The 24,619-nt window shown below is 39.9% G+C and carries 21 protein-coding genes; 9 read left to right on the plus strand and 12 right to left on the minus strand.

Translation table 11 applies throughout. From position 1 onward, the window contains the following. Nucleotides 1-364: 364 nt before the first annotated feature. The 3 genes from sufD to sufB form a co-directional block, all read right to left on the minus strand. Nucleotides 365-1,672 (minus strand): Fe-S cluster assembly protein SufD, encoded by a 1,308-nt coding sequence (gene sufD / locus BWD42_RS15340; RefSeq protein WP_077437266.1) that lies wholly within the window; start codon nt 1,670-1,672, stop codon nt 365-367. Nucleotides 1,673-1,731: 59 nt separating this feature from the next. Continuing rightward, nucleotides 1,732-2,490, minus strand: a complete 759-nt coding sequence (gene sufC / locus BWD42_RS15345; protein WP_077437267.1) for a Fe-S cluster assembly ATPase SufC — start codon at nt 2,488-2,490, stop codon at nt 1,732-1,734. Between the two features lie 63 nt (nt 2,491-2,553). After that, nucleotides 2,554-4,005 (minus strand): Fe-S cluster assembly protein SufB, encoded by a 1,452-nt coding sequence (sufB, locus tag BWD42_RS15350; RefSeq protein WP_077437268.1) that lies wholly within the window; start codon nt 4,003-4,005, stop codon nt 2,554-2,556. A 333-nt stretch (nt 4,006-4,338) separates the two neighbouring features. Here sufB and BWD42_RS15355 point away from each other — a divergent pair, with 333 nt between their 5' ends. After that, the gene (locus BWD42_RS15355; RefSeq protein WP_028071042.1) at nt 4,339-4,809 is read left to right on the plus strand and encodes an Lrp/AsnC family transcriptional regulator; all 471 of its coding nucleotides are present in this window, start codon (nt 4,339-4,341) and stop codon (nt 4,807-4,809) included. A gap of 11 nt (nt 4,810-4,820) precedes the next feature. After that, on the plus strand, nt 4,821-5,894 hold the full coding sequence (locus BWD42_RS15360; protein ID WP_077437269.1) for a DUF6695 family protein: 1,074 nt from the start codon (nt 4,821-4,823) through the stop codon (nt 5,892-5,894). On the opposite strand, the gene ung is transcribed toward BWD42_RS15360, so the two are convergent. Further along, on the minus strand, nt 5,891-6,565 hold the full coding sequence (gene ung / locus BWD42_RS15365; RefSeq protein WP_077437385.1) for a uracil-DNA glycosylase: 675 nt from the start codon (nt 6,563-6,565) through the stop codon (nt 5,891-5,893). The genes BWD42_RS15360 and ung overlap by 4 nt on opposite strands. 232 nt (nt 6,566-6,797) lie before the next feature. Here ung and BWD42_RS15370 point away from each other — a divergent pair, with 232 nt between their 5' ends. Continuing rightward, on the plus strand, nt 6,798-7,337 hold the full coding sequence (locus tag BWD42_RS15370) for a tetratricopeptide repeat protein (RefSeq protein ID WP_077437270.1): 540 nt from the start codon (nt 6,798-6,800) through the stop codon (nt 7,335-7,337). An 85-nt stretch (nt 7,338-7,422) separates the two neighbouring features. Here the strand turns inward: BWD42_RS15370 and BWD42_RS15375 are convergent, their stop codons facing one another. Both BWD42_RS15375 and BWD42_RS15380 read right to left on the minus strand, forming a co-directional pair. Continuing rightward, a complete protein-coding gene (locus tag BWD42_RS15375) occupies nt 7,423-7,887 on the minus strand; it encodes a hypothetical protein (RefSeq protein WP_077437271.1) in 465 nt (154 codons plus the stop codon). Between the two features lie 66 nt (nt 7,888-7,953). Beyond that, on the minus strand, nt 7,954-8,436 hold the full coding sequence (locus BWD42_RS15380) for a DUF4293 domain-containing protein (RefSeq protein WP_077437272.1): 483 nt from the start codon (nt 8,434-8,436) through the stop codon (nt 7,954-7,956). A gap of 282 nt (nt 8,437-8,718) precedes the next feature. Here BWD42_RS15380 and BWD42_RS15385 point away from each other — a divergent pair, with 282 nt between their 5' ends. Next, entirely contained in the window at nt 8,719-9,237 is a 519-nt protein-coding gene (locus BWD42_RS15385; protein ID WP_077437273.1) for a hypothetical protein, read from the plus strand. 3 nt (nt 9,238-9,240) lie between these two features. Here BWD42_RS15385 and BWD42_RS15390 read toward each other — a convergent pair whose 3' ends face one another. The 3 genes from BWD42_RS15390 to BWD42_RS15400 form a co-directional block, all read right to left on the minus strand. Continuing rightward, on the minus strand, nt 9,241-11,004 hold the full coding sequence (locus BWD42_RS15390; protein ID WP_077437274.1) for an ABC transporter ATP-binding protein: 1,764 nt from the start codon (nt 11,002-11,004) through the stop codon (nt 9,241-9,243). 7 nt (nt 11,005-11,011) lie between these two features. Further along, entirely contained in the window at nt 11,012-11,767 is a 756-nt protein-coding gene (gene truA, locus BWD42_RS15395) for a tRNA pseudouridine(38-40) synthase TruA (RefSeq protein WP_077437275.1), read from the minus strand. Between the two features lie 304 nt (nt 11,768-12,071). Further along, the gene (locus BWD42_RS15400) at nt 12,072-13,373 is read right to left on the minus strand and encodes a UDP-N-acetylmuramoyl-tripeptide--D-alanyl-D-alanine ligase (RefSeq protein ID WP_077437276.1); all 1,302 of its coding nucleotides are present in this window, start codon (nt 13,371-13,373) and stop codon (nt 12,072-12,074) included. A gap of 312 nt (nt 13,374-13,685) precedes the next feature. Here BWD42_RS15400 and uxaC point away from each other — a divergent pair, with 312 nt between their 5' ends. The 5 genes from uxaC (at nt 13,686) to BWD42_RS15425 (ending at nt 19,924) form a co-directional block, all read left to right on the plus strand. Further along, nucleotides 13,686-15,086, plus strand: coding sequence for a glucuronate isomerase (gene uxaC / locus BWD42_RS15405; protein ID WP_077437277.1), 1,401 nt, complete (start codon nt 13,686-13,688; stop codon nt 15,084-15,086). Between the two features lie 5 nt (nt 15,087-15,091). Then, a complete protein-coding gene (locus BWD42_RS15410; protein WP_254846249.1) occupies nt 15,092-16,117 on the plus strand; it encodes a sugar kinase in 1,026 nt (341 codons plus the stop codon). After that, complete coding sequence (locus tag BWD42_RS15415; protein WP_077437279.1) at nt 16,114-16,758, plus strand: bifunctional 4-hydroxy-2-oxoglutarate aldolase/2-dehydro-3-deoxy-phosphogluconate aldolase; 645 nt, start codon at nt 16,114-16,116, stop codon at nt 16,756-16,758. The genes BWD42_RS15410 and BWD42_RS15415 overlap by 4 nt, the downstream gene beginning before the upstream one ends. 33 nt (nt 16,759-16,791) lie before the next feature. Then, nucleotides 16,792-18,231: an MFS transporter gene (locus tag BWD42_RS15420; RefSeq protein WP_077437280.1), complete on the plus strand. Its 1,440-nt coding sequence runs from the start codon at nt 16,792-16,794 to the stop codon at nt 18,229-18,231. 73 nt (nt 18,232-18,304) lie between these two features. Beyond that, nucleotides 18,305-19,924, plus strand: a complete 1,620-nt coding sequence (locus tag BWD42_RS15425; protein ID WP_077437281.1) for an NADP-dependent glyceraldehyde-3-phosphate dehydrogenase — start codon at nt 18,305-18,307, stop codon at nt 19,922-19,924. 79 nt (nt 19,925-20,003) lie between these two features. Here the strand turns inward: BWD42_RS15425 and BWD42_RS15430 are convergent, their stop codons facing one another. The 3 genes from BWD42_RS15430 to BWD42_RS15440 form a co-directional block, all read right to left on the minus strand. Then, the gene (locus BWD42_RS15430; protein ID WP_077437282.1) at nt 20,004-22,427 is read right to left on the minus strand and encodes a TonB-dependent receptor domain-containing protein; all 2,424 of its coding nucleotides are present in this window, start codon (nt 22,425-22,427) and stop codon (nt 20,004-20,006) included. 148 nt (nt 22,428-22,575) lie between these two features. Next, nucleotides 22,576-24,246: a PspC domain-containing protein gene (locus tag BWD42_RS15435; protein WP_077437386.1), complete on the minus strand. Its 1,671-nt coding sequence runs from the start codon at nt 24,244-24,246 to the stop codon at nt 22,576-22,578. Further along, a complete protein-coding gene (locus BWD42_RS15440) occupies nt 24,239-24,610 on the minus strand; it encodes a PadR family transcriptional regulator (protein ID WP_077437283.1) in 372 nt (123 codons plus the stop codon). Before BWD42_RS15440 ends, BWD42_RS15435 begins: the two co-directional genes overlap by 8 nt. Nucleotides 24,611-24,619 lie beyond the last annotated feature (9 nt).

Consider the following 24,619-nt stretch of genomic DNA (forward strand, 5'->3'; position numbering starts at 1 on the left):
AAAACGGTTAATGACGCACCCTAGACCAATAAATGAAAATACAAGGGATTTCTTTCTGAATATAAGGTTCACCAAAGCAAACTTGCGAACAGCACAGAAAAAATAAATTATTCATTTCTTGAACAGATTCCGTTCAATTCAGATTTTAAATCCTATTGAGCTATAAGACCCAAGGTTTATAAATGTAAGTTGTATATATTGACATGTACATAGCAAATCAAAAATAGAAGAAAAACACTAAAAACACAAATTAGCGAAATAAGTCCGTTAAAATCATGTTAAAGGACCTTAAAAATACTTTATAAAAAAAAGGCGTTTACCGACTTGGTAAACGCCTTATATGTTTATAGTTTGTGTGATTTGTTTAGTTCGTTCTTAAGCTTTCTTCAACCAATTCTTCTACATATTTCCGAACAACCTCATTTGAAAAACGGGTCGTCACATCAAAAGCAAAGGCATGTACAAGCAGGATACGTGCTGATTCTTCGCCAATTCCACGTGCTCTCAAATAAAACAACGCCTCATTGTCAAACTGGCCAATCGTACAACCGTGTGAGCATTTCACATCATCCGCAAAAATCTCCAGCTGGGGCTTGGTATAAACAGCTGAATTATCTGACATCAACATATTATTGTTCTGTTGGAAAGCATTGGTTTTTTGCGCATCCTCCCGAACAAAGATCTTTCCATTGAAAACTGCTGTAGATTTATCCTGAGTAATGTTTTTATACCACTCATAAGACTCACAATGTGGTTTAAGGTGATCCACCACAGTATGGTTATCAACCAACTGCTCTCCTGCAGTCAGGTTTATACCGTACAAATGACTTTCTACATTCTCAGCATCCAAACGCACATTAATATTATTGCGGATAAAAGATGCCCCAGGGAAATTACAGTTGTAGTTGTTATAAAGGCTATATTTCTCCTGGTATACTTCTGTATGATTAAAATAGCGGCTTACAGCCCCAGCTACTTGAAGGTAGTAATGTTGCACTTTGGCATTCTCTTTTACCACGATTTCTGAAACTTTGTTAAGCACATTGCTTGCAGTACCCTCAGCTGTGATAAAGCTCTCGATCAACTCAAGCTCAGCATTCGCCTCGACAACAACCAAATTCCGTGTTTGTGCAAAGAAATCTTCTTTTCCAGTCGCTACGTGAATAATCTGTATAGGCTTATCAAGTACAACCCCTTTTTTCAAATGGATGAATACACCATTAGTAAAAGCAGCTGTATTAAGCGCTACCATGATATTATCAGATTTATCAGCATATTTAGCAAAATGTGTTTGAAAGGCAGGCTCAGTAACAGCGTCATCCATCGGAATAACCTCAAGTCCTTTTACCTTTTCCAGCTCACTTACGGCTAATACATACTGACCATTAACCAGAATAATACGGTACGCATCCAAATTTGGGATCTCTCCCGCACTAAAATCTAAGCCCTCGATATCCACATCTACATCAAGCGCATAGGGCTTATTGACAATACTGTGGATGTTTGTATATTTCCATTCTTCATTCTTAACTGTGGGAAAGCCTGCTGCTTCGAAACGTTCGAATGCTTGTTGACGTGCCTCTGTAAAGAAAGCAGGTTCGTCTGAAACACTTTGCTCTTTAAAAGCTCCCAACACTTGTTGAAGTAATGATTCTGAAACTAATGTACTCATGTTATTTTTTAATCAAATCGCCAAAATTCTCTTCCACTCCTATTTTATCAGTGTAAAGATTAGGCGTTTTGTGTATCATATTCTTTTAACCAATCGTATCCTTTTTCTTCTAGCTCCAAAGCCAATTCTTTAGGGCCTGATTTCACGATACGACCATTGTACAATACGTGAACAAAATCTGGAACGATATAATCCAATAAACGCTGGTAGTGTGTGATAACAACGAAAGCGTTGTCTTTAGAACGTAACTGGTTCACACCATTTGCAACAATGCGAAGTGCATCGATATCCAAACCTGAATCTGTTTCATCCAAAATGGACAATTTCGGGTTCAACATCGCCAGTTGAAAAATCTCGTTACGCTTTTTCTCTCCACCAGAGAATCCTTCATTCAATGAACGGTTAGCTAAGTTCGCTGAAAATTCTACGAGCTTTTGCTTGTCTTTTACCATTTGTAAGAATTCTTTTGCTTCCATTGGAGGCAAACCTTTATATTCGCGAATATCATTTACCGCTGTTTTTAGGAAATTGATATTCGATACTCCCGGAATTTCAACAGGATATTGGAAGGCAAGGAACAAGCCTTCACGGGCACGGTCTTCCGGGGAAAGGTCCAATAAATCAACCCCATCCAACAAAGCCGAACCTTCACTGACTTCATACGATTCACGGCCAGCCAATACATTGCCTAAGGTACTTTTCCCTGCTCCATTAGGCCCCATAATAGCGTGAACTTCTCCCGCTTTAACTTCTAGGTTTAATCCTTTTAATATTTGTTTGTCTTCTACAGACGCATGTAAATTTTTAATGCTTAACATTTTATTCGTATTGAGTATTGAGCGAGATGCTAGTATTATCTGACTTGCTCAACTATTTTATATCTATCCTACTGAACCTTCTAAAGAAATCGCCAATAATTTCTGAGCTTCTACAGCAAATTCCATTGGCAACTGATTTAACACCTCTTTGGCATAACCATTAACAATTAATCCAACTGCCTTTTCAGAATCTATACCGCGTTGGTTCAAATAAAAGACTTGATCTTCACCAATTTTTGACGTAGTTGCCTCGTGCTCTAATTTTGCGGTCTTATTGCGGTTTTCGATATATGGAAATGTATGTGCCCCGCATTTATCACCGATCAACAAAGAATCACATTGTGTAAAGTTTCGGGAGTTATCCGCATTCGGACCGATTTTTACCAAGCCTCTATAACTATTATGGCTTTTTCCGGCAGAAATCCCTTTGGAAACAATTTTAGATTTTGTGTTCTTGCCTAGGTGGATCATTTTCGTCCCTGTATCCGCAACCTGAAAATTACGGGTCATCGCTACAGAATAAAACTCACCGATCGAATTATCGCCTTTTAGGATTACCCCTGGATACTTCCAGGTAATTGCTGATCCGGTTTCAACCTGCGTCCAGGAGATTTTACTATTATCACCTCTACAGATTCCACGTTTTGTTACAAAGTTAAAAATCCCCCCCTTGCCATCTTTATCACCCGGATACCAGTTCTGTACGGTAGAGTACTTAATCTCAGCATCGCGTTCAGCGATCAACTCCACCACTGCAGCGTGCAGTTGATTCTCGTCACGCATAGGTGCAGTACAACCTTCCAGATAGGAAACATAAGCCCCTTCATCCGCAACAATTAATGTACGCTCAAACTGACCTGTATTCTGTGCATTAATCCGGAAGTATGTAGAAAGTTCCATTGGACATTTTACTCCTTTTGGAACATAAACAAAGGATCCATCCGAAAAAACGGCGGAGTTTAATGCTGCGTAGATATTATCTGTTTGGGGAACTACTGTTCCCAAATATTTCTTTACTAAATCGGGATGTTCTTGAACCGCCTCGCCAAACGAACAGAAAATTACGCCCTGTTCTTTCAGCTTCTCGCGAAATGTTGTTTTTACCGAAACGGAATCAAAAACAGCATCCACCGCTACTACACCTGCCAAGATCTTTTGTTCATCCAAAGGGATACCTAACTTTTCAAAAGTGGCAATTAACTCCGGATCAACTTCATCCATGGAATTCAGCTGTGGCTTTGCTTTTGGGGCAGCATAATAAGATAGATCTTGAAAATCAATCTCTGGAGCTCTGAAATTTTGCCAAGTAGGCATCTTTAACGTCAAGAAATGACGAAAAGCTTTCAATCTCCACTCCAATAACCATTCAGGTTCATTCTTTTTTGCCGAAATAAAACGAACCGTCTCCTCAGTGAGGCCTTTGGCTGCGATTTCCATTTCGATATCTGTAGTGAACCCGTATTTATATTCTTCGAGCTCCAGCTCTTTTAATAAATCGTCGTCTTTAGTACTCATATTGCGCTCTCACGGTTTAACTAATTCGGGAGGGGTCTAGCCTCCGCAACTATCGAACTGCAAAGTTACAATTTCAAAGCCAATAAAATACATTTTATATCCGCTCTAACAGGTATTTTTAATAAAAAAATGACATTTATCACTTCATTTCGTCGAAATGAGCACATTTCAAACGATTATGACAGTCAAATGATTTTAAATCAATTAAAATTATAACACACAAAACGATATATAATCAAAATCTATTAATCATCAATAATTTTGTATATTATTAAATTTCCAAATATAATTTTGTATATTTACAAATACTATTGATTATTAAGACTCTAAGATATGCCGTTTGCACCAGACAAAACAGATTTAAAAATTCTTAAGCTATTACAAGAGAATGGCCGCATTACCAATTTGCAATTAGCATCAAGTATTGGGCTATCCCCCGCACCAACATTGGAACGTGTAAGAAAACTCGAAAATTCAGGTTTCATCAAGAGTTACCATGCTTTTGTAGACGAGGAGAAATTAGGTCTTGGGATCAAATCCTTTATACAGATTTCACTGGATTTCCATACGCACAATGCGATTCCCGAGTTTGTTGCTGCCGTGAAGATGATTCCCGAAGTAACCGAATGCCATCACGTTACCGGCAATTGTGATTTTATTCTTAAGGTCTATGTGAAAGACATAAAAGCGTATGAAGGTGTAATTATGGAAAAAATTGCTAAAATCCCCTTTGTGAAAACATTCCAGACCATGATGATCATGTCTACAAGTAAAAAGGAACCAATCATTCCTTTGGAATATTAAACCAAGAATTTATGAAAACATCATCCCAATATCAGGATCTAGCAATGATCCTTGCTTGGCCTGATGCTACAATCCGTGGTGATGAGGCATGGATGATGTTTTTCAAGAAAATAGGATTTGTTAAAAACCTGAACTTTAAGGTCGGTCATACTGGTATTATTCTGATTGAGCGCAATACAGGTGAACTTCATTTTTACGATTTTGGCCGATACATTGCCCCGAGGGGTTACGGAAGAGCTCGCTCAAAAGATTCCGACCCCAAGTTAACCATTAAAACTAAAGCACAAATTGACGGCGACCACATTGTAAACCTACTCGAAATTGTCCAGTTTTTTGAAGAAATAAAAGATGCCATGCAAGGTGTGGGTGATCTTTATTTTTCTATTGTCCAGGGAATAGATTTTTACAGCGGAAAAACTTTCGCAGACCAATGGGTCCATAGAGGTTCATACCCCTATGGTGCAGTAGCCCTCAACGCCAATAACTGCTCCCGATTTATTGCAAGACTCCTCCTCCACGCTTCCAGAAGATTTCATTTCTGGCATTCCATCAATTTCCCCGAAACGATAAAAGCAAGCCCAATGAGCAACCTGGTAAATGCCTCTCCGAATAGATCGATCTATAAATATACAGAATCAGGCGGCCTTGAAATAATAAAAATGAACAGATACGCATCGCTACTATTTTTATTAAAAAAACTACGAACAAATATCTGTTCTGATCTCGCAGGGTCCCTACCCGAAGATATCACAATCGGCGGAATGGTACTAAAGGACAAACCTGGTTCCATCCCAACCAAAGCGCAATATCTTGGCGGTGTTGGCGAAGGAGCCTGGTTCTATATCGAACCCATTGGCACCAGTCAGGCAATAATACATCGCTTTACTCCGAAAGGAAAACTAGAATACATAGTACTCGGAAAAGCCTTCCAACCGATAGATTTTGAAAGCCCTTATCAGATTACTTATGACAGTCACTTTCTATACAGCCATATCCTACAAGCTAATAATACCATTAAACTTGAACATATTTGTGTGCTGACTATTGGTGAAAAAGGTTTTTCTAAGAATGATAGATATGCCTAGGACAAACGCCAATCTATAGGAGTTTTACCATGCTCCCCCAAATATTTATTTGCCTTTGAAAAATGTTTGCTCCCAAAGAATCCCCTATAAACAGAAAGCGGTGATGGATGCACCGATGTCAAAATAAGATGTTTTCGTGCATCAATTAATACACTCTTCTTTTGCGCATAACTCCCCCAAAGCATAAAAACCACATGTTCACGCTGTTGCGAAATAGCATGTATAATACTATCGGTGAAAATTTCCCAGCCTCTTTTTTGATGGGAACCAGCCAAATGCGCCTGCACAGTTAATGTCGCATTGAGCAACAAAACCCCTTGTTTAGCCCAAGCTGTCAGATCCCCGGATCGGGGTTCCACAAATCCTTCAATATCATCTTGTAGCTCCTTAAATATATTTTTTAAGGAAGGTGGCGGAACGATTCCTTCTGGGACAGAAAAAGATAGCCCATGTGCCTGGCCATCGTTATGATAGGGATCCTGCCCCAGGATAACAACTTTAACATTTTGGAGCGGGGTAAGCCTAAAAGCGTTCATCACCAGATCAGCAGGCGGAAATACCTTTGCCTGCTGACGCTCTTGTTGCACAAAGGCAGACAATTGTTTCATATAGGGCTGACTGAACAAAGGTTTCAATATCGGAGCCCAAGAATCATCATATAGTTTTTCCATAAACCAAACATAGATAAAGTTATATGCAATGGCAAATTTATTCAATTCTGTCCATTCATAAAGTACTTATAATGGATACGTCGGTCTCGCCCTAAAGCGATATCTGAAAACCGTCATATACGCGGAAAACATAATTTTACAAAATAACCACTTGAACAAGTTGCTTAAACGACGAAATTAACGGATATTTGCAGAATTAAATTGAACACAAATATTTTTTAAACATAGATTTATGTCAAATCTCGTTAGAATCATCATCTGCAGTGCATTGCTGATTGGAACAGTTGCCTTATTTTGGACCGGAAATTGGGGATGGGGAATTCTAGGCATCCTGATCACTATCCTAGGCTTTGTCACTGTATTTTTCCATGAATACATGCTCATCGCGCAATGGTATATGCGCAAACAAGATATGGCTAGCGCCGAAAAATGGCTGAGGAAAATCACGAATTATGAAAAACAATTGATCCCACAACAACACGGTTATTACAACATGTTGATTGGATTGATCGAATCTCAACGTGCTCCGATGCAATCGGAAAAATATTTCAAAAAAGCATTGGCACTTGGACTTCATATGGACCACAACATTGCATTGGCAAAATTAAGCTTAGCTGGTGTTGCCATGGCAAAACGGAATAAGCGCGAAGCAGAAAAATTACTTCAAGAAGCCAAAAAAGCTGACAAGAATAAATTGTTGGCTGACCAGATCAAAATGATGAAAGATCAGATGGGTATGCTGGACAAACAACAAATCCGATACAACCGATAGGTTGAGGCTAATTGCTAAAGACTAAAAAAAGCGCTGTGATCTATGAAGATTACAACGCTTTTTTATTTTACCCTGTTCCGATCAACTATTTATTCAGCAAGATAGGGACATCCAAAAATTTACCTTCCTCCTCGCTACTCTCAAAAACAAGCTTAATGCTAACGGGTGTATACGTCTTCTTCCAGTCTTTCACAATTACCTGGATATCTACAGGCTTATCCTCTTCGAGCAAATAATGCAAATAATTCTGTTTGTCCTCAAACTTTATCTGTACATTTCCCATCTGAATCGAAGAGAAAAAGTGAGGTTGTTTCTTTTGATCTACAATCTGTGTGGAGAACGTATTCATTTTAAATTCGCGCGGATCTTTACTATAAGAGATTGCGAACAAATTAATAACCAGTTCATTTGTTGCCTTATCTACATGAAACTCTTTTAAATCAAACTGAATATCATCGACAACCAGTAATGAATCTGCCGACTGGGCCCGTATGGCACCGCCTACAAGGCAAAGAAAAAGTAAGGCAGCACAACGAAAAAAATTACTCATATATTATACCATTTAAAAAGCCACGCTTACCGTGGCTTTCTATATTGAAAATCTATTTACATAAAATTATGCACGCAAACGATCAGCTGAGCGGATCAATTTTTCATCCCGTCGCACTCCACCTAATGCTAGCGCACAAAAAATAATTGATATCGGCAGCAAAAAGAAACCTACCCCAATATTACCTGCTCCCAAAAATTGATTAACAGTAGCGAGATGCGTACTTGCCGAAGAATAAAGCCAAATCGCGAAAAAGATAATCGCTACAATCTCTACCCATATCAGCAGAAGCTGTACCTTACGCTGTTTAAATTTAAAGATCGTGAAGATCGGGAGCAATCCCAATAGGGCTGTCACGATGGTCTGCAGAATATAACCAAAACCACCTTCATGCACCGGCTGTCCGGCGGCAACACCATAAACACCTGTCACCTTCACATTCTTTCCCAAACCGACTAAATCACTGTAATTTACATAAGGGAATAAAAACAAGCCGAATATAACTAATCCTGCCACTAATAAATAAACAGTTTGGATACGTTGAATCATATTTTAATTTTTGTATATCAACAAATATAATAAGCTTTCTTTCTATTTAGAAATCAGAACAATCGAAAGGGCTATTTTGTTGCAACTTTTGGTAGATAAAACATGTCCTATGACCTTTATCTCACTTGTATTTACTCCAGACTCATTCTTTACGGCAACGGAATTCCCACTATACTGTGTACGAGTCCAATACCTGTCCCGATTCACTATTCCACTATTGATGCGAGCTACCTCATGGAGTTCTTTTCAGAAAGCACTATCTTTGCACAAAATTAAAAGATCATGTTATACATATATGGAGCAACAGCACATGCAAAAACTGCGGTAGATGTTGCGGAGGATTTAGATATCGAAATCGGTGGCCTTATTGACAAATCTTTGTTGATAGAGGATGTATTTGACTATGAGGTCCAACTCCACCATCAGGTTAAAGATGCTGCAGAAAATTTCTTTGTTGCCGTTAAAAACCCTGGGCTCCGTGAAAGAATTGTCTCTGAAAATCCAGAATGGAATTTTCAATCCTTAATCCACCCTAAAGCCTATGTTTCAAAAAGAGCTGAAATCGGCGAAGGCTGTATCATTCTTCCTGGAGCAACGATAGCCCCAGATGTACAGATTGGCAATCATTGTATCATCTCAGGTTCGGCGGTCATTGAAAGCAACACCATCATTGAGGACTTTGTGAACGTTGGGCCAAACGTCTCCATTGGGGCCAATGTACTCGTAGGTCGAGGATCAGAAATCAAAGCGAATACACATATTGAAGACGAAGAAACCATCCCCAAAGAGAGTGTCGTTTAACGACTAAATTCCTGCGGAATGGAACTGTAGATCGTATAGCTTTTTATAGTAACCATCAAAAGACAAAAGCTCTTGATGTGTTCCGATTTCCTTAATTTCACCTTTATCCAATACGATGATCTTGTCTGCCTTTTGAATGGTGGACAAGCGGTGGGCAATGACAATGGATGTCCGTCCCCGCATTAAATTGTCAATCGCACTCTGGATCATTTCCTCTGTTTCGGTATCTACAGAAGAGGTCGCTTCGTCTAACACCAGAATTCTCGGATCATGCACCAATGCCCGAATGAAGGAAATTAATTGCGCCTGTCCTGCTGACAGTGTAGCTCCCCTTTCCCTGACATCATAATCGTATCCACCCGGAAGTCGCATAATAAAATCATGTGCGCCCACTTCTTTCGCTGCCTCGATGACCTGCTCCCTAGAAATTGAAGGATCTCCTAATGTAATATTATTGATGACAGTATCTGAAAAAAGGAATACATCTTGTAACACCGTTGCAATGGTATTTCTTAAATAATCAAGATCATAATCGCGGATATTTACACCATCTAGTAAAATTTGACCCTTATTGACTTCGTAAAATCGGCTTAGGATGTTAATAGTTGATGATTTTCCGGCCCCCGTGGCTCCAACCAAAGCCAATGTTTCACCGGGTTGTACATTGAAATTCACATCCTTTAACACCCAATTCTCATCGTTATAGGCAAACCAAACATGCTTAAAAGCAATTTCCCCTTTGATATGATCAGGCTTCAGAGTCCCCAAATTGGGTGTCATCTCATCCGTATCCAGAACCTCAAAAATACGTTCAGCACTAACCATACCCATTTGTAGAGTATTAAACTTATCGATAAGCTCTCGAATAGGTCTAAAGATCATGTTAATATACATGATAAAGGCCACCACCACGCCTGGTGAAATCACATCGCCCATAATCTGTTTGGCTCCAAACCAAACCAACAGTCCAAGCGAAATAGCCATAATGATTTCCAAGACAGGAAAGAAAATGGAGAAGTACCAGTTGGTACGGATATGCGCATTCCTATGCTGTGCATTGATTTCTTTAAATTTATCCATCTCCTGCTTTTCACGTGCAAAATACTGGATAATTCCGACTCCAGTAATATGTTCTTGCAAAAATGTATTCAAATTGGACACCCATTTCCGGACATCTATAAATGCGGCTTTCATTGCCTCTTTAAATACATAAGTTGCAGCAATCATCAAAGGCATCGGAATAAGAACGATTAACGTCAGTTTCCAATCCGAATAAAACATCACCCCCAATATCACCGCTAATTGCAAGAGATCGCCAATAATCTGAATCAGCCCCTCCGAGAAGATATTGGAAAGTGTTTCCAGATCGGATATGGTCCGTGTAATCAACTTTCCTAAAGCTGTGCGATCAAAATACTTAAGGCGCAACTGTACAATATGATTAAATACCTGGATACGAATGTCCCTGATAACAGACTGCCCCAGGGTATTCGTCATCAAGGTATGATAATAACGGATTAAGGTCTGCACAATGACCAATGCCAGCATGACAATCAGCATATAGGATAGGCCACCTGTATCAAAATTCAAGATATAATTGTCCAGTGTATGCTGAATCAACATAGGCAGCGCAGGAGCTACAGCTGCCAATAATATCGTTAAAACGACCGATATCCAAAATGCAACATGATAAGGTCGCATATAGCGACTCATGCGTCGCAGCAAATTGACATCGTATGTTTTGCCTGTTATTTTATCTTGACTCACGTTAATTTTATATATAAGGGTACGCTACTTCTGTTAAATACAATCCATGCGCAGGGACAGATACTCCTGCCTTGCCGCGACTTTTACTCTCAATCACTTCTTGCATAAAGGAAGCCGGTTTGCCCTTTAGTCCAATCTCCAATGAAGTTCCTACAATAGCACGAACCATATTGCGCAAAAAACGATCTGCGGTAATATGAAAAACGAGATCCTGCTCGTTATGCCATAACCATTCTGCTCTACGAATATCACAAATATTTGTAAACACTTGGGTATGAGACTTGCTAAAACATTCAAAATCTTGCCTACCCAACAAAAACCGGGCAGCTTCGTTCATTTTATCGACATCCGGACGGTCGCGCATGAAACAGGAATAAGGATAAATAAACGGATCTTTATGGAAATGAAGGTGGTACTCATAAGATCTATGCGTCGCATCGAATCGAGCATGCGCATCGTCCGCAACTTCAATCAACCTTTTCACCGCTACATCAAAAGGCAATAGGGCATTAAGTGAATGAATAAAACGCTCCGGTTTTGCTAATATCCCAACAGGAACCGCATCAAAATGAACATACAATTGCTTCGCATGTACACCGGTATCCGTTCTTCCAGCCCCAGTAGTCTCGATAGGATCACGTAACAAGGTCTCCAAAGCACCATTCAATACTTCCTGTACCGAAATGGCATTGTTCTGAACCTGCCAGCCATGATATGCTTGCCCAAAGTAGGCTATTTCTAAAAAAAAACGTTTTTTATCCATTATGCAATACAAAGGTACATTTTTCCAAATGAGCTACATTTCCCCGAAAGACTATTTTGCTCATTTTCGTCAATATTTAATCCTCACATGACAAAACTTGAGCCGGCTTTAAATTCAAATCTCCCGGGAAATAAGGAAATTACTCAGGTATAATTAAAACAAGTGTGGGTTTAACAGCACTTTGAGTTCGCACCAAGTCTGTATTAAGCCTAACCTTTTAAGCCCATTTAGCACGAGAACATTGAAGCTATAGCCCAGATATAGTCTGCCGCCTTGGTTTTACCCTAGGAAAAATAAAAGGAACCTAAAGTATGTCTATCAGATTTTCAAAGGCCATGCCACGGGAAGCTTTTAATAATACTGTAGCTCCGATAATCGGTTTTTTTTGCAATGCAGTCTTTGCTTCTACTGTCGTTTCATAAAACTCGGCATCATCATTTCTATGCTCAAAAAATGCTTTTCCAACAAAAATCTTGCGGTCAGCGAACATACTCCTTACATTATCCACGATTTTCCGATGCTCTTCAAAAGATTCAGCCCCAAGTTCAAACATATCCCCCAGGATAATAGCTTTCTTTTCCGCCTCGATAATCCGGATATTATCCAGCGCAGCAGCCATACTGGTCGCATTGGCATTATAATAGTCACAGATAACGGTATTGTGGGTTGTCTTCATAATCTGTGAGCGATTGTTTGTTGGGGTATAGCCCTCAATGCCCAAATTGATCTCTTGTGGCGAAACATCAAAATGCAAACCTACTGCGATGGCCGCCAAAAAATTTTCTGTATTGTATGAACCGGTAAGTTGCGTATCGACTACATAGGATTGTACATCTTCTTTTGTCCTCCAAGAAATCTGCAACAATGGATTTGCTTTCAGCAATTTACCGATGACATCATTGCTCTCGGAAAATCCATAAGTCACAATTTCATTAATTTGACGGGCCGCAGCCATTTCTCTTAAATGCGCGTTATCAGCCTGCAAAAAGAGTGTCCCCTGATGATCTTGAAGCCAATCGTACAGCTCTCCTTTTGTTTTTTTAACTCCTTCAAAAGAACCAAATCCCTCCAGATGTGCCTTACCCACATTGGAGATCAGTCCATGTGTTGGTTCAGCAATGGCGCATAAAAAGGCTATTTCTCCGAGATGATTTGCCCCCATTTCTATAATCGCAACTTCAACAGTTGCATCAATGGCCAACAAGGTCAAAGGAACGCCAATATGATTATTTAGATTCCCTTTTGTGGCATAAGTCTTATATTTCTGAGAGACAACCGAATATAATAATTCCTTTGTTGTTGTCTTTCCATTCGTTCCTGTTACACCGATAACGGGAATATTTAGCTGTTTCCGATGATGGTTTGCCAAGCCTTGTAGTGCTGTCAACACATCTTCTACCAAGATATATTGTTCCCCTTTTTTATAAATTTCCTCATCAATGACAACATACTTCGCTCCGATTTCAAGAGCCTGCTCCGCAAAGGTATTTCCGTTGAAATTTGCGCCTTTCAGTGCAAAGAATATACTATCCTTCTCAATTTTACGCGTATCTGTTGTAATATTTGGATACTGTTTATAAATCTGATATAGCGATTGAATGTCCATGTTTAGAAATTTGATGAGCAAATATAACCATTCTGCCTGATTTCAGATAAATCGGGAAGCACATCTAAAATAATTGGATCCCAAATACAATCCCCGATAACGTTTGCGCATTTATTTTAATCAATTTCCTTTAACTAAGGCTTTAATATTGGTAATTTCATTGACCAATTAAACAGTTTGAAATGCGGACGACCAAACTTTCAACTCTTTTACAATTTTTCTTTCCTTTCGCTTCAACAGCGAAAGTTTTAATTCTTGTAATCGTAAAAATGGTATTGTAGCAAATGGAGACAAGCTTATAAATTATATAATATGAAAGCTTTTTTAGACGAGAATTTTTTATTGAATACCAAAACAGCGGAAGAGCTGTACCACTATTATTCAAAAAACCTACCCATCATTGATTACCATAATCATCTGATTCCAGAGCAGATAGCCAATGACATCAAGTTTGACAACATCAGTCAGGCCTGGTTACATGGAGATCATTACAAATGGCGAGCCATGCGGGCAAATGGGGTTAACGAACGTTATATCACCGGGGATGCATCTGATGAGGAAAAATTCATCAAATGGGCAGAGACTGTCCCTTATACGTTACGGAATCCGCTTCATCATTGGACACACCTTGAGCTACAGCGCTATTTCGGCATAACAGATGTACTTTCTCCAAAAACCGCAGCCAAAATATATGCGGACACAAGTGCGCAACTGCAACAGGACAGCCATTCTGTTCGGGGACTGCTTCGAATGATGAATGTAGAAGCCGTCTGCACAACCGATGACCCTATTGATAACCTCCGATATCACCAGCAGTTTGCCCAAGAAAAGGAATCATTCAAAATGCTTCCGGCATTCCGCCCAGATAAGGCGATGAACGCTGACGACATCACTGCGCTTAATCAGTATATAGACAAACTTGAAAAAATAAGCAACCGGGAAATCAATGATTTGCAAGAATACCTGGATGCATTGAAATCTAGGCATGATTTCTTCGCTGCCAATGGTTGTAAGGTTTCCGATCATGGATTAGAGCAAATTTATGCGGAGGAATATACGGAACAGGAAATTAAAAGTATATTCAATAAGATCAGAAGCAAAAAAGAAATCAGTGCTACCGAGAATCTCAAATTCAAGTCAGCGATGTTGATTTATTTTGCCGAATGGGATTATGAAAAGGGTTGGGTACAGCAATATCATATTGGCCCATTGCGCAACAACAATGCCCGCATGCACCGTTTGATCGGCCCCGATACAGGTTGGGACTCTATTGGGGATTTCAGTCAAGGACGGACTTTGTCAAAATTTTTGAATAAATTAGATAATGGGAACAAACTGACCAAGACAATATTATATAATCTTAATCCAGCAGACAACGAGCTCTTTGCGACGATGATAGGGAATTTCAATGATGGTTCCATAAAAGGAAAAATGCAGTTTGGTTCGGCTTGGTGGTTTTTGGATCAAAAAGATGGTATGACAAAACAGATCAATGCGCTATCAAATATGGGCTTGTTAAGTCGATTTGTTGGTATGTTGACTGATTCCAGAAGCTTCCTTTCCTTTCCACGGCACGAATATTTTAGAAGACTACTCTGCAGTATCTTCGGACAGGATATCGAAAACGGCGAAATCCCGAATGATATTGAATGGGTAGGAAAAATTGTACAGGATATCAGCTATAATAACGCAAAAGAATATTTTGAATTTTAATGAAAATGCAAGGTAAAGTATTAAATTTTGGAGAATTGTTGCTGCGGATCTGTCCAGACATCGAGCAGGATTGGATTGAACAGCACCAACTCCCTTTTTATATTGGAGGCGCAGAATTAAATGTGGCTACTGCATTGGCCCTTTGGGGCGTGCCATCATCTTATTTATCAGCAATTCCTCAAAATGCAATCTGTGAAGCAATTGATCGCTATTTAAAACGAAAAAATATAGACACCACTCCCATGCAATGGACAGGAGATAGGCTAGGGATTTATTACCTACCTAAAGGAAAAGATCTGAAAAACGCAGGGGTAATCTATGACCGGGCCAACTCCTCTTTTGCTAGCCTCAAAGTAGACAGTATAGACTGGGATAAGGCATTTTCGGATGTTCAATGGTTCCATTTCTCTGCAATCTGTCCTGCAATCAGTGCAGACATTGCCGACCTCTGCCTGCAAGCGGTTAAAGTGGCTCAAGAAAAAGGGATTTTTGTGTCTTTAGATCTTAATTACCGTTCAAAACTCTGGAAATATGGTAAGGATCCCAAAGATATTATGCCGGAGATCTCAAAACACTGTAATCTAATTATGGGCAACATCTGGGCTGCACACCAAATGCTTGGCACACAGCTCGACAGCAAGTTTATCACACAGTCTGCGGGATACGAAGAAAAGGAATTATTACGGCAAGCAGAGCAAACAAGCAAGGAGATTATAGCGAACAATCCGCTGTGTCAGTATGTGGCCAACACCTTCCGATTTGACTATGAATCCAAAGGAATAAAATATTATACAACCTTATTTGATAGGGATAATTTATTTAAATCAACGGAGTACAATGCGGTAGAGATTTTGGACAAAGTGGGCAGTGGAGACTGTTTTATGGCCGGCCTGATCTATGGCTTATATTCCAACCTTTCGCCAAAGGAGACTCTGGAGTTTGCAACGCTCGCAGCATTTGACAAACTGTTTATTCCCAGCGATGCCACAACAAGTACTGTTGAAGATATAAAAAATAGAATGATAGCATGAGTTTGAAAGAGAAAGTATTAGAAAAGATAATTGAACAGGGGATGCTTCCTTTGTTTTTCCATAATGATAAAGAAGAGAGCATTCATATTCTTCGTACGTTATATCAGGCAGGTATACGTGTCTTTGAATTTACTAACCGTGGGCCTGAAGCACTGGCTGTCTTCGAAAGCCTGCTCGCAGTAAGGGATCTTGAGATGCCAGATCTTTATCTGGGTATTGGCACCATTAAATCCGTCGAAGATGCAACGCAATTTCTCCAAATCGGCGCAGATTTTATTGTCGCCCCCTTGGTCAACCCTGCGGTTGGAGCACTGGTACATGAACAAGATAAACTTTGGATTCCGGGTTGTATGACACCGACCGAGATTTATATTGCTCAACAGCAAAAAGCCGCACTCATCAAATTGTTTCCGGCAAATATCTTGGGACCAACATTCATGTCCGCTATACGTGATCTTTTTAAAGGCCAAAAGTTTATGCCTACAGGTGGGGTCGAAATCGAAATGGAAAATTTGAAAACATGGTTCAAATCCGGCGTATGTGCTGTTGGTATGGGCAGCAAACTGATCGATCCAAAAAATACGGATCAATTAGCTGAAAACGCAAAACTCGCGCTCGAGCTTGTGTCGAAAGCACGATAAACTTAAAAAAAACAAAATTATAAACCTATTATGATGAATACGGAGAAAAAGGGAAATTACCGTTGGGTAATCTGCTCCCTACTATTTTTTGCTACTACGATCAATTATTTGGACCGTCAGGTACTTTCCTTGACCTGGAAAGATTTTATTAGCCCCGAATTCCATTGGACAAATACAGACTATGGCAATATTACAGCCTTATTTTCTATTTTTTATGCCATCAGTATGCTTTTTGCAGGTCGCTTTGTAGATTGGATGGATACAAAAAAAGGATTTTTATGGGCTATTGGGGTTTGGTCTATCGGCGCCATATTGCACGCTTTTTGTGGCATCGCGACCTCCGGCATTGTCGCCGGTGAATGGTTTGTAGGCTTTGAAGGTGCAAAAGAAGCGATTTCTCATGTTAACAATGCTGGTCTCGTCATTAGCGTCAGTGTCAACTTATTTATCTTTGCCCGTTTTATACTCGCTGTTGGAGAGGCAGGAAACTTTCCCGCGGCAATCAAAGCTACCGCCGAGTACTTCCCAAAGAAAGATCGCGCCCTAGCGACAAGTATCTTCAATTCTGGTGCAACAATAGGCGCCTTGGCAGCTCCTTTAACCATTCCTGTCATCGCTGCACATTGGGGCTGGGAAATGTCATTCATTATTATTGGGGCCCTAGGATTTGTCTGGATGGGTTTCTGGATCTTCCTCTATAAAAAGCCGCACGAAAATCCGAAAGTAAATGCAGCTGAATTGGCATACATTCATCAAGATGACCATGAACATCAAACAGAACAAACCGGAACAGTAAAACAACCAAGAACCACAATTTCCGAATGCTTGAAATACAAGCAAACATGGGCTTTTGTCTTCGGAAAATTTATGACAGACGGAGTTTGGTGGTTTTTCCTATTTTGGATGCCGGCCTATCTCTCCGCTGTATACGATATAAAATCGTCCGATACAGAAGGGCAGTTGGCGATATTTGTACTCTATGCAATTACAATGCTTTCCATTTATGGAGGCTGGTTACCGACCTATTTCGTTGAGAAAAAAGGGATGAATGCCTATGAAGGCCGTATGAAAGCCATGCTTTTATTCGCTTTTGTACCATTAGTGGTTCTCTTTGCCCAACCATTGGGACATATATCCTATTGGATACCTGTGATCCTGATCGGATTTGCAGGTGCGGCACACCAGTCATGGTCCGCTAATATTTTTTCGACAATCGGAGATGCCTTCCCAAAACGTTCCATTGCAACGGTTACCGGAATCGGTGGGCTTGCAGGTGGGGTTGGTGCTTTTATCATCAACAAAACATCGGGATGGTTATTCGATTATGCGAAGGAAACGCAAATGACCTTTATGGGTTTTAAAGGCGAAGAAGCGGGATATTTCATCATCTTCTCTTTTTGCGCGATTGCCTACTTGATTGCATGGATCGTAATGAAAACACTAGTACCTAAACTTATTTTAATAAAAAATTAACATATATTGTAAAATTTATAGTATATTAGCAATATCATTACAAATATCAATCTAAACCATTTTTTAAAAAACAATGAGCTTAAACTTAGAAGGTATCTTCTATGAGGAGAAAAACATTCCCGCAGAATTTACACTGGACGAACAGGTCGATCAAAGAGAGTTCCTTTCCAATGGAGAAATGATTTCTTGGACGGGTCAAGTAAACGAGGTATTTTCACCGATTTGTGTGAAGACCAAGGATGGCTTGAAACGTAAGCGCATCGGCAGCTTTCCTGTTTGTACAGAAAAAGAGTCCATCGAAGCCCTTGACGCTGCTGTACAAGCATACGACAACGGACGTGGAGAGTGGCCAACAATGAGTGTTACCGATCGTATTACCTGTGTTGAAAATTTCACACAAAAGATGATTGCCAAGAAGGACATTGTTGTCAAGCTTATTATGTGGGAAATCGGCAAGTCTTATGCAGACTCTGTAAAGGAATTTGACCGCACAGTAGAATATATCTATGCGACAATCGATGCACTAAAAGATATAGACCGTGATTCATCACGTTTTCAAATTGAACAAGGTATTATTGCACAGATCAGAAGATCGCCTTTAGGTGTTGTCTTATGTATGGGGCCATTCAACTACCCGTTAAACGAAACGTTTACGACATTGATCCCCGCATTGATCATGGGGAATACGCTGCTGTTCAAACCACCTAAACACGGAACGCTATTACATTACCCTCTATTAGAAGCCTTCAGAACAAGTTTTCCAAAAGGTGTAGTTAATACCATCTATGGTCGCGGCAACAAGATCGTGCCCAGCTTGATGCAATCCGGCAAGATCAATGTCCTAACTTTGATAGGATCCAGCCGTGTAGCTGACGAACTTAAAAAGTTACATCCAAAGGTGAATAGATTGCGTGCAATATTAGGATTAGATGCCAAAAATGCAGCAATTATTACAAAAGATGCGGACTTAAACTTAGCCGTCTCGGAGACCGTATTGGGTTCACTATCTTTCAATGGACAGCGTTGTACAGCATTGAAGATAATCTATGTACACCGGAGCTTAGCACAGGAATTTTTAAAACGCCTCTCTGCCGAAGTGAGCAAACTTAAATATGGGATGCCGTGGGAAAAAGGAGTTTCCTTAACACCGCTTCCAGAAGTTAATAAGCCGGCTTATCTGACGGAATGTATCGAAGATGCGAAAGCCTATGGTGCAAAAGTAGTGAACGAGAACGGCGGCCAGGTTGCCGAATCATTTTTCTATCCGGCCATTGTCTATCCCGTGAATTCGCAGATGAAGCTTTATAGAGAAGAACAATTTGGACCTGTTATCCCTGTCGTGCCCTTTGATGACCTAGAGGAGCCTATTGAATACCTTATCGGTTCATCACATGGACAACAGGTAAGTATTTTCAGCAATAATGCTGCTGTAGTCTCCTCCTTGATTGATCCATTGGTCAATCAGGTAAGCCGTGTCAACATCAATTGCCAATGTCAGCGCGGTCCAGATACCTTCCCATTTACCGGAAGAAAAGATAGCGCCGAGGGAACATTATCTGTGGTGGATGCTTTACGCTCCTTCTCCATCCGCTCTTTGGTGGCAGCCAAGTTTACCGAGGAAAACAAAAAGCTCCTAAATGAGATTGTCAGCGAAAATGAATCGAACTTCCTGAGTACAAAGTATATTTTTTAGTAGTTAGTATAAACCAAAAGAGGGCGTCCATTTAATTGGACTGCCCTCTTTTTTGTTACCATATATTTTATTAAGCTTTCTATTGAGCCCGATCTTTCTCTTCGTTGCTCGTGTCTTTTTTACGATAATTGTTTTTAAGATTACCAAATTTATACGAGTAGGTCAATCGTACTACCCTACGATCTTGATATTGCCTGATCTTGGAATCAAATGAACCAAAAGTAGTAATCAGGTTTTGATTGCCAGTATTGAACAAGTCGCTCACAGCCAATTTCAACGAACTTCGTTGGTCCTTAAATGTTTTGGTCGCACCGACTTCCATATCCCATCGCCCTTCTAGATCGTATACACTATATTTGAAAGGTGAAAAATAGCGTAAATTGACATTGGCAGTAAGGCTCTTATTTAATTTTAGCGTATGCATAGAATTCGCCTGAAGAAGAAATGATTTTCTTTTTACCGGAATACCGGAAATCATACCATCAAAATCAAAGTAAATCCCAGTGATGTTATTATTCATGCTCCAGATTTTCGATACCGTCACAGGAATATTAAGGTTTAAATAGGAAGTCAGATTCCTTCCTAAATTTTCCCGAATAACCCAGGTTTCACCTTTGATCGAATCCTGCCCCATACTTTCTACAATTGCATCTTTCACATCATTGACACCAAGTGTAATGTTATAACGCTGCAATAGGGTGTAGTTCAACGTGAACTCATTGGAAAATTGCGGATTTAAATATGGATTTCCACGTTCAAAAGTCAACTTGTCAATATAATAATCAAATGGATTCAACTGTCGATAATTGGGACGTGTCACTTTTCGGGTATAACCTAATGACAATATATGATTTTCGTGGAGCGAATAGGTCAGGTTAGCGTTGGGAAAAAATTGAAAATAATCACGTTTCACGCGCTTGCCCTTCGTTAAAGAGTTTCCGTCCGACATGGTATACTCCCCACGTAAACCAGCTTTCAGGCTCCACTTACCGATACTGGTATTATAATCCAGATAGCCCGCCACGATTTGCTCTTTATAGATAAAATGATTTGTGCGAGTTGTATCATTTATCCAGGCGTCTTTCTGCTGAGAGTCTTTTTGTAGTTTTTCGAAAAGCAGATCATTGTCAGACTTTACATTCGAATACTTAGCGCCCATCTCCAGCTTTGACTTCTTGGATAAGGGATGTTCATAATCCAATTTAGCCACGTAGATATCAATTCCGATGGGCATTCCGCTACGTTCATTCTCCAATGGACCAATTGGCTTCATAGATGGATCAAAATATTGATTGCGATAAGTAACACGTTTACTGCTCCTAAATTTGCTCCAGTCCAGATCAACAGTCAGTTTCCGTCCATTGGAATCTATTTTAAACTCATTGCTTAGATTCGCTGAATACCGGTCAAACAGTTCTTTGAAAGAGGAAGATGACATCAATATCGTGTCATATACCGACATACTATTTCCTATATTAGTCCTACTATCATTATCATTATATTCCGTATTATTCGACCCATTGAATTGTAGCGTCATAGTGTTTCTTGGAGATGTTTTTTGTTCAACACCAAACCTGTAAGAATGATTGCGTTCGTCTTCATTCAATGTTGACTTTTGCTCGAAATATTTCTTTTTGCCATCATTCTGTATAACGCGATCAATAAAAAGCTTTCGATAAGCTTTCTCATCAGAATAGGCATACGAGCCAAACAATGTTGTATTATTCTTTTTGTAATTCAACGAAAGGGAGCTGTTTCCTCTGAATTTTTCACCGTGCCCAGCTGTCAGGTTAAAGGTTCCATTAAACCCCTCCATTCGGTTCTTCTTGAGAACAATATTGATCGTTCCCACAGCACCTTCAGCATCGTCTTTTGCTGATCTACTTGTAATGACTTCGACAGATTTAATTTGATTTCCATCTGTACTTTTCAGAAAATTAAGCAATTGCTCACCAGACATGTAGGTCTGTCGTCCATCAATAGTGACCGCTACACCCGATTGCCCCATCAGTTGCAAATTATTATTGTTGTCAAGACTAACTCCTGGCGCCCGCTGTACAATATCCAACGCGTTGTTACCTGCCGCTAATGGGGAGTTCTCCACGTTTAAGATCAGCTTTCCAGGTTTACTTTCCACCATAGGACGTTTACCTTCCACAGTAACTTCCTGCAATTTTCGGTTATCAGCATTCAGCTGAATCACCGAAAGTGAATGATCGGACTTATCGATAGCAAATGAACCGCTTCGATTTGAGGTATACCCTACCATCTTCGCTTCAACGAGATAACTTCCCGGCCCCACATCCGTAAACTGGTATTCTCCAGATTCATTCGTCACGACAGCTTTTAGGACAACAGCGGAATTAACCTTCATCAGATAGGCTGTTGCCAAGGGTAAGGGTACATTATCCGCGGATTGCACTTTCCCTGTAACCTTCACCTGTGCATGGACAAAGGAAATAAACAGCAAATTTAACAGTAAGAAGTAAAAACACTTTTTCATTGGAATAATCAATTTTATGGCAATGAAGCTCCTATGAGGCAAATTTTCATCTGACTTTGCAGATTAAATAAGCTCATGCAGGGTTCATAATGGTATTGGCTTGTATAATTTGCCTTCCGCTCCACTGGAGCGGAAGACTTTTAAAGATTTATTTCTTTTTTATCTGAACAGACACACCGTCTTTTTTCGCATTGATGATCGTATCCCTACGAATTACAATGGATGTATCAGCAATAACAATATGATTGCTATCCGAATCAACAGTTTCTTCTTCCTCAGATTCCTTTTCTGGCAAGGCACATTTCACACCGAGCGAAGTCACCACAAATTCGACATCTCTTACATCCCTTAAATCTTTATTGTATCGGTCGCGGCAATCGTAAAATGAGATGTCACGCAACTTATCCTCCAGATTATCATTGATCACCAGTTTGGTACCTACAGGCAAAAACAACGTTACATTTACCTCTTGATCCCGATAACGCTCACCCTCACTCAACTGGAATGCATTATCAAAAATCAGTGCAGTTGAATCTTGTTTAAGAGTATAATTGATTTTGGCAGCCCTATCCGTAGCCACTTTATACGTATTTCCTTTGGCAGAATATTCATAGCGCACATAGGGAGCCTGCAAAGAATCAATACGTTCGATACGGATCCGAATATCACGCTTCAGATAAGACGAAAAGTTATCACTTTGTATTCCTAGGCCACTTTTAACACCATTTTTTAAACGGATTACCCGAATATCATTTTCACTTAAAAAGTATACAGACTGTTTTTGCAAAGGCTTTTCTTCGACAATGGTACTCGACTCTCTAAATTCTTTTGCCACTGAAGTCGAATAATAGATAATCGCTCCTATAGACGCCAACCACACTACGAAAAGCGTTGTTGTCAGATAATTATTCATTGGCTTCTTTTCAAAAAGAACACGTAAAAGCAAGTAAAATAAGCCCGCAAGAGGAATAAATATCGACAAAAAGCCTGCAATCAAAGCAAATGGCACATCACTGGGCTCCATTAAATAGAATGGACCAGAGTCATCCATTACATCAGGAATCACATTCACGATGGCTAATGCAAAGAATATTAATCCGATAATCAATCCAATAAGCGTTGCCCCGACAAGGATAACAAAAAAGACGCCGATGGCTTTTACTATGATTTGCAATAGTTTGGTCACTCCGTCTCCGGTCCGATCCAGTCCACGTGAAAAGGTATCCCGCACACCGCTCATTTCCTCATCAAAAGAACGTTTAAAATTCTGAATATTGGGTGCTTCACCACGCATTTCCATTTTATCTGCCCTAGTAATCGCTGGCGGCATCACAATCCAAAGGATTACATACACCAAAAGGCCCGATCCACCAATAATGACAAACAGTGCAAAAAGTAGTCTAACCCATTTGGCCTCAATACCGAAAAAATGTCCCAAACCGCTACATACCCCACTAAAAACCCGGTCATCAGGATCACGCATTAGTTTTTTACCGACCTTAAAACCGTCAGAATTCCTCTCACGGCGGAAAGAAGCATAATCGTCCTGATCCTCCGATTCGAAGTCACTCACCCTGCCCATCTGATCAATAACGGCATTGACATCTTCCATATTGAGAACCTCTTTACTTCCTGCCTGGATCTTCTCTGTAAACATCTCAGAAATACGGTTCTCAATATCTTCTAAAATCTCACGGCTATCTTCCGACTGACCGAAATGCTTCTGTATATCAATCATGTACGACCGCAGTACCTCATAGGCATCCTCCTCAATGTGGAAGACGATGCTATTTATATTGATAATTATTGTCTTATTCATCGCTATTGTCTTTAACTGGTTTAGTTGAATCATCGTTTCTACCTACCAATGATGTGTTTACAGCAAACACCAATTCATTCCAGGTAACATCCAATCTGGAAAGGACATCAAGCCCTTCTTGGGTAATTTCATAATATTTTCTAGGCGGACCTGAAGTCGATTCCTTCCATATATAGCTTAACAGGCCATTGTTCTTCAGACGTGTTAAAAGCGGATATAAGGTTCCTTCCACAACCAACAATTGAGCTTTCTTCAGTTCGCTGATAATATCGGAGGCATAAATTTCTCCTCGAGAAATTATGGATAGGATACAATATTCAAGTATCCCCTTCCTCATTTGGATTTGTGTATTTTCAGCTATCATAACAATACA

This window comes from Sphingobacterium sp. CZ-UAM, from assembly GCF_002000245.1.
In the GTDB taxonomy this organism is placed as follows: Bacteria; Bacteroidota; Bacteroidia; order Sphingobacteriales; family Sphingobacteriaceae; genus Sphingobacterium.

Bases quoted from the DNA above. Each gene is read 5' to 3' on its own strand.
- BWD42_RS15410 (WP_254846249.1), top strand. From the start codon at position 15,092: ATGCAAGGTAAAGTATTAAATTTTGGAGAATTGTTGCTGCGGATCTGT.
- BWD42_RS15435 (WP_077437386.1), bottom strand. From the start codon at position 24,246: ATGAATAAGACAATAATTATCAATATAAATAGCATCGTCTTCCACATT.
- sufC (WP_077437267.1), bottom strand. From the start codon at position 2,490: ATGTTAAGCATTAAAAATTTACATGCGTCTGTAGAAGACAAACAAATA.
- BWD42_RS15375 (WP_077437271.1), bottom strand. From the start codon at position 7,887: ATGAGTAATTTTTTTCGTTGTGCTGCCTTACTTTTTCTTTGCCTTGTA.
- BWD42_RS15430 (WP_077437282.1), bottom strand. From the start codon at position 22,427: ATGAAAAAGTGTTTTTACTTCTTACTGTTAAATTTGCTGTTTATTTCC.
- BWD42_RS15385 (WP_077437273.1), top strand. From the start codon at position 8,719: ATGTTATACATATATGGAGCAACAGCACATGCAAAAACTGCGGTAGAT.
- BWD42_RS15440 (WP_077437283.1), bottom strand. From the start codon at position 24,610: ATGATAGCTGAAAATACACAAATCCAAATGAGGAAGGGGATACTTGAA.
- BWD42_RS15370 (WP_077437270.1), top strand. From the start codon at position 6,798: ATGTCAAATCTCGTTAGAATCATCATCTGCAGTGCATTGCTGATTGGA.
- BWD42_RS15360 (WP_077437269.1), top strand. From the start codon at position 4,821: ATGAAAACATCATCCCAATATCAGGATCTAGCAATGATCCTTGCTTGG.
- sufB (WP_077437268.1), bottom strand. From the start codon at position 4,005: ATGAGTACTAAAGACGACGATTTATTAAAAGAGCTGGAGCTCGAAGAA.
- ung (WP_077437385.1), bottom strand. From the start codon at position 6,565: ATGGAAAAACTATATGATGATTCTTGGGCTCCGATATTGAAACCTTTG.
- BWD42_RS15400 (WP_077437276.1), bottom strand. From the start codon at position 13,373: ATGGACATTCAATCGCTATATCAGATTTATAAACAGTATCCAAATATT.
- sufD (WP_077437266.1), bottom strand. From the start codon at position 1,672: ATGAGTACATTAGTTTCAGAATCATTACTTCAACAAGTGTTGGGAGCT.
- truA (WP_077437275.1), bottom strand. From the start codon at position 11,767: ATGGATAAAAAACGTTTTTTTTTAGAAATAGCCTACTTTGGGCAAGCA.
- BWD42_RS15355 (WP_028071042.1), top strand. From the start codon at position 4,339: ATGCCGTTTGCACCAGACAAAACAGATTTAAAAATTCTTAAGCTATTA.
- BWD42_RS15420 (WP_077437280.1), top strand. From the start codon at position 16,792: ATGAATACGGAGAAAAAGGGAAATTACCGTTGGGTAATCTGCTCCCTA.
- BWD42_RS15425 (WP_077437281.1), top strand. From the start codon at position 18,305: ATGAGCTTAAACTTAGAAGGTATCTTCTATGAGGAGAAAAACATTCCC.
- BWD42_RS15415 (WP_077437279.1), top strand. From the start codon at position 16,114: ATGAGTTTGAAAGAGAAAGTATTAGAAAAGATAATTGAACAGGGGATG.
- uxaC (WP_077437277.1), top strand. From the start codon at position 13,686: ATGAAAGCTTTTTTAGACGAGAATTTTTTATTGAATACCAAAACAGCG.
- BWD42_RS15380 (WP_077437272.1), bottom strand. From the start codon at position 8,436: ATGATTCAACGTATCCAAACTGTTTATTTATTAGTGGCAGGATTAGTT.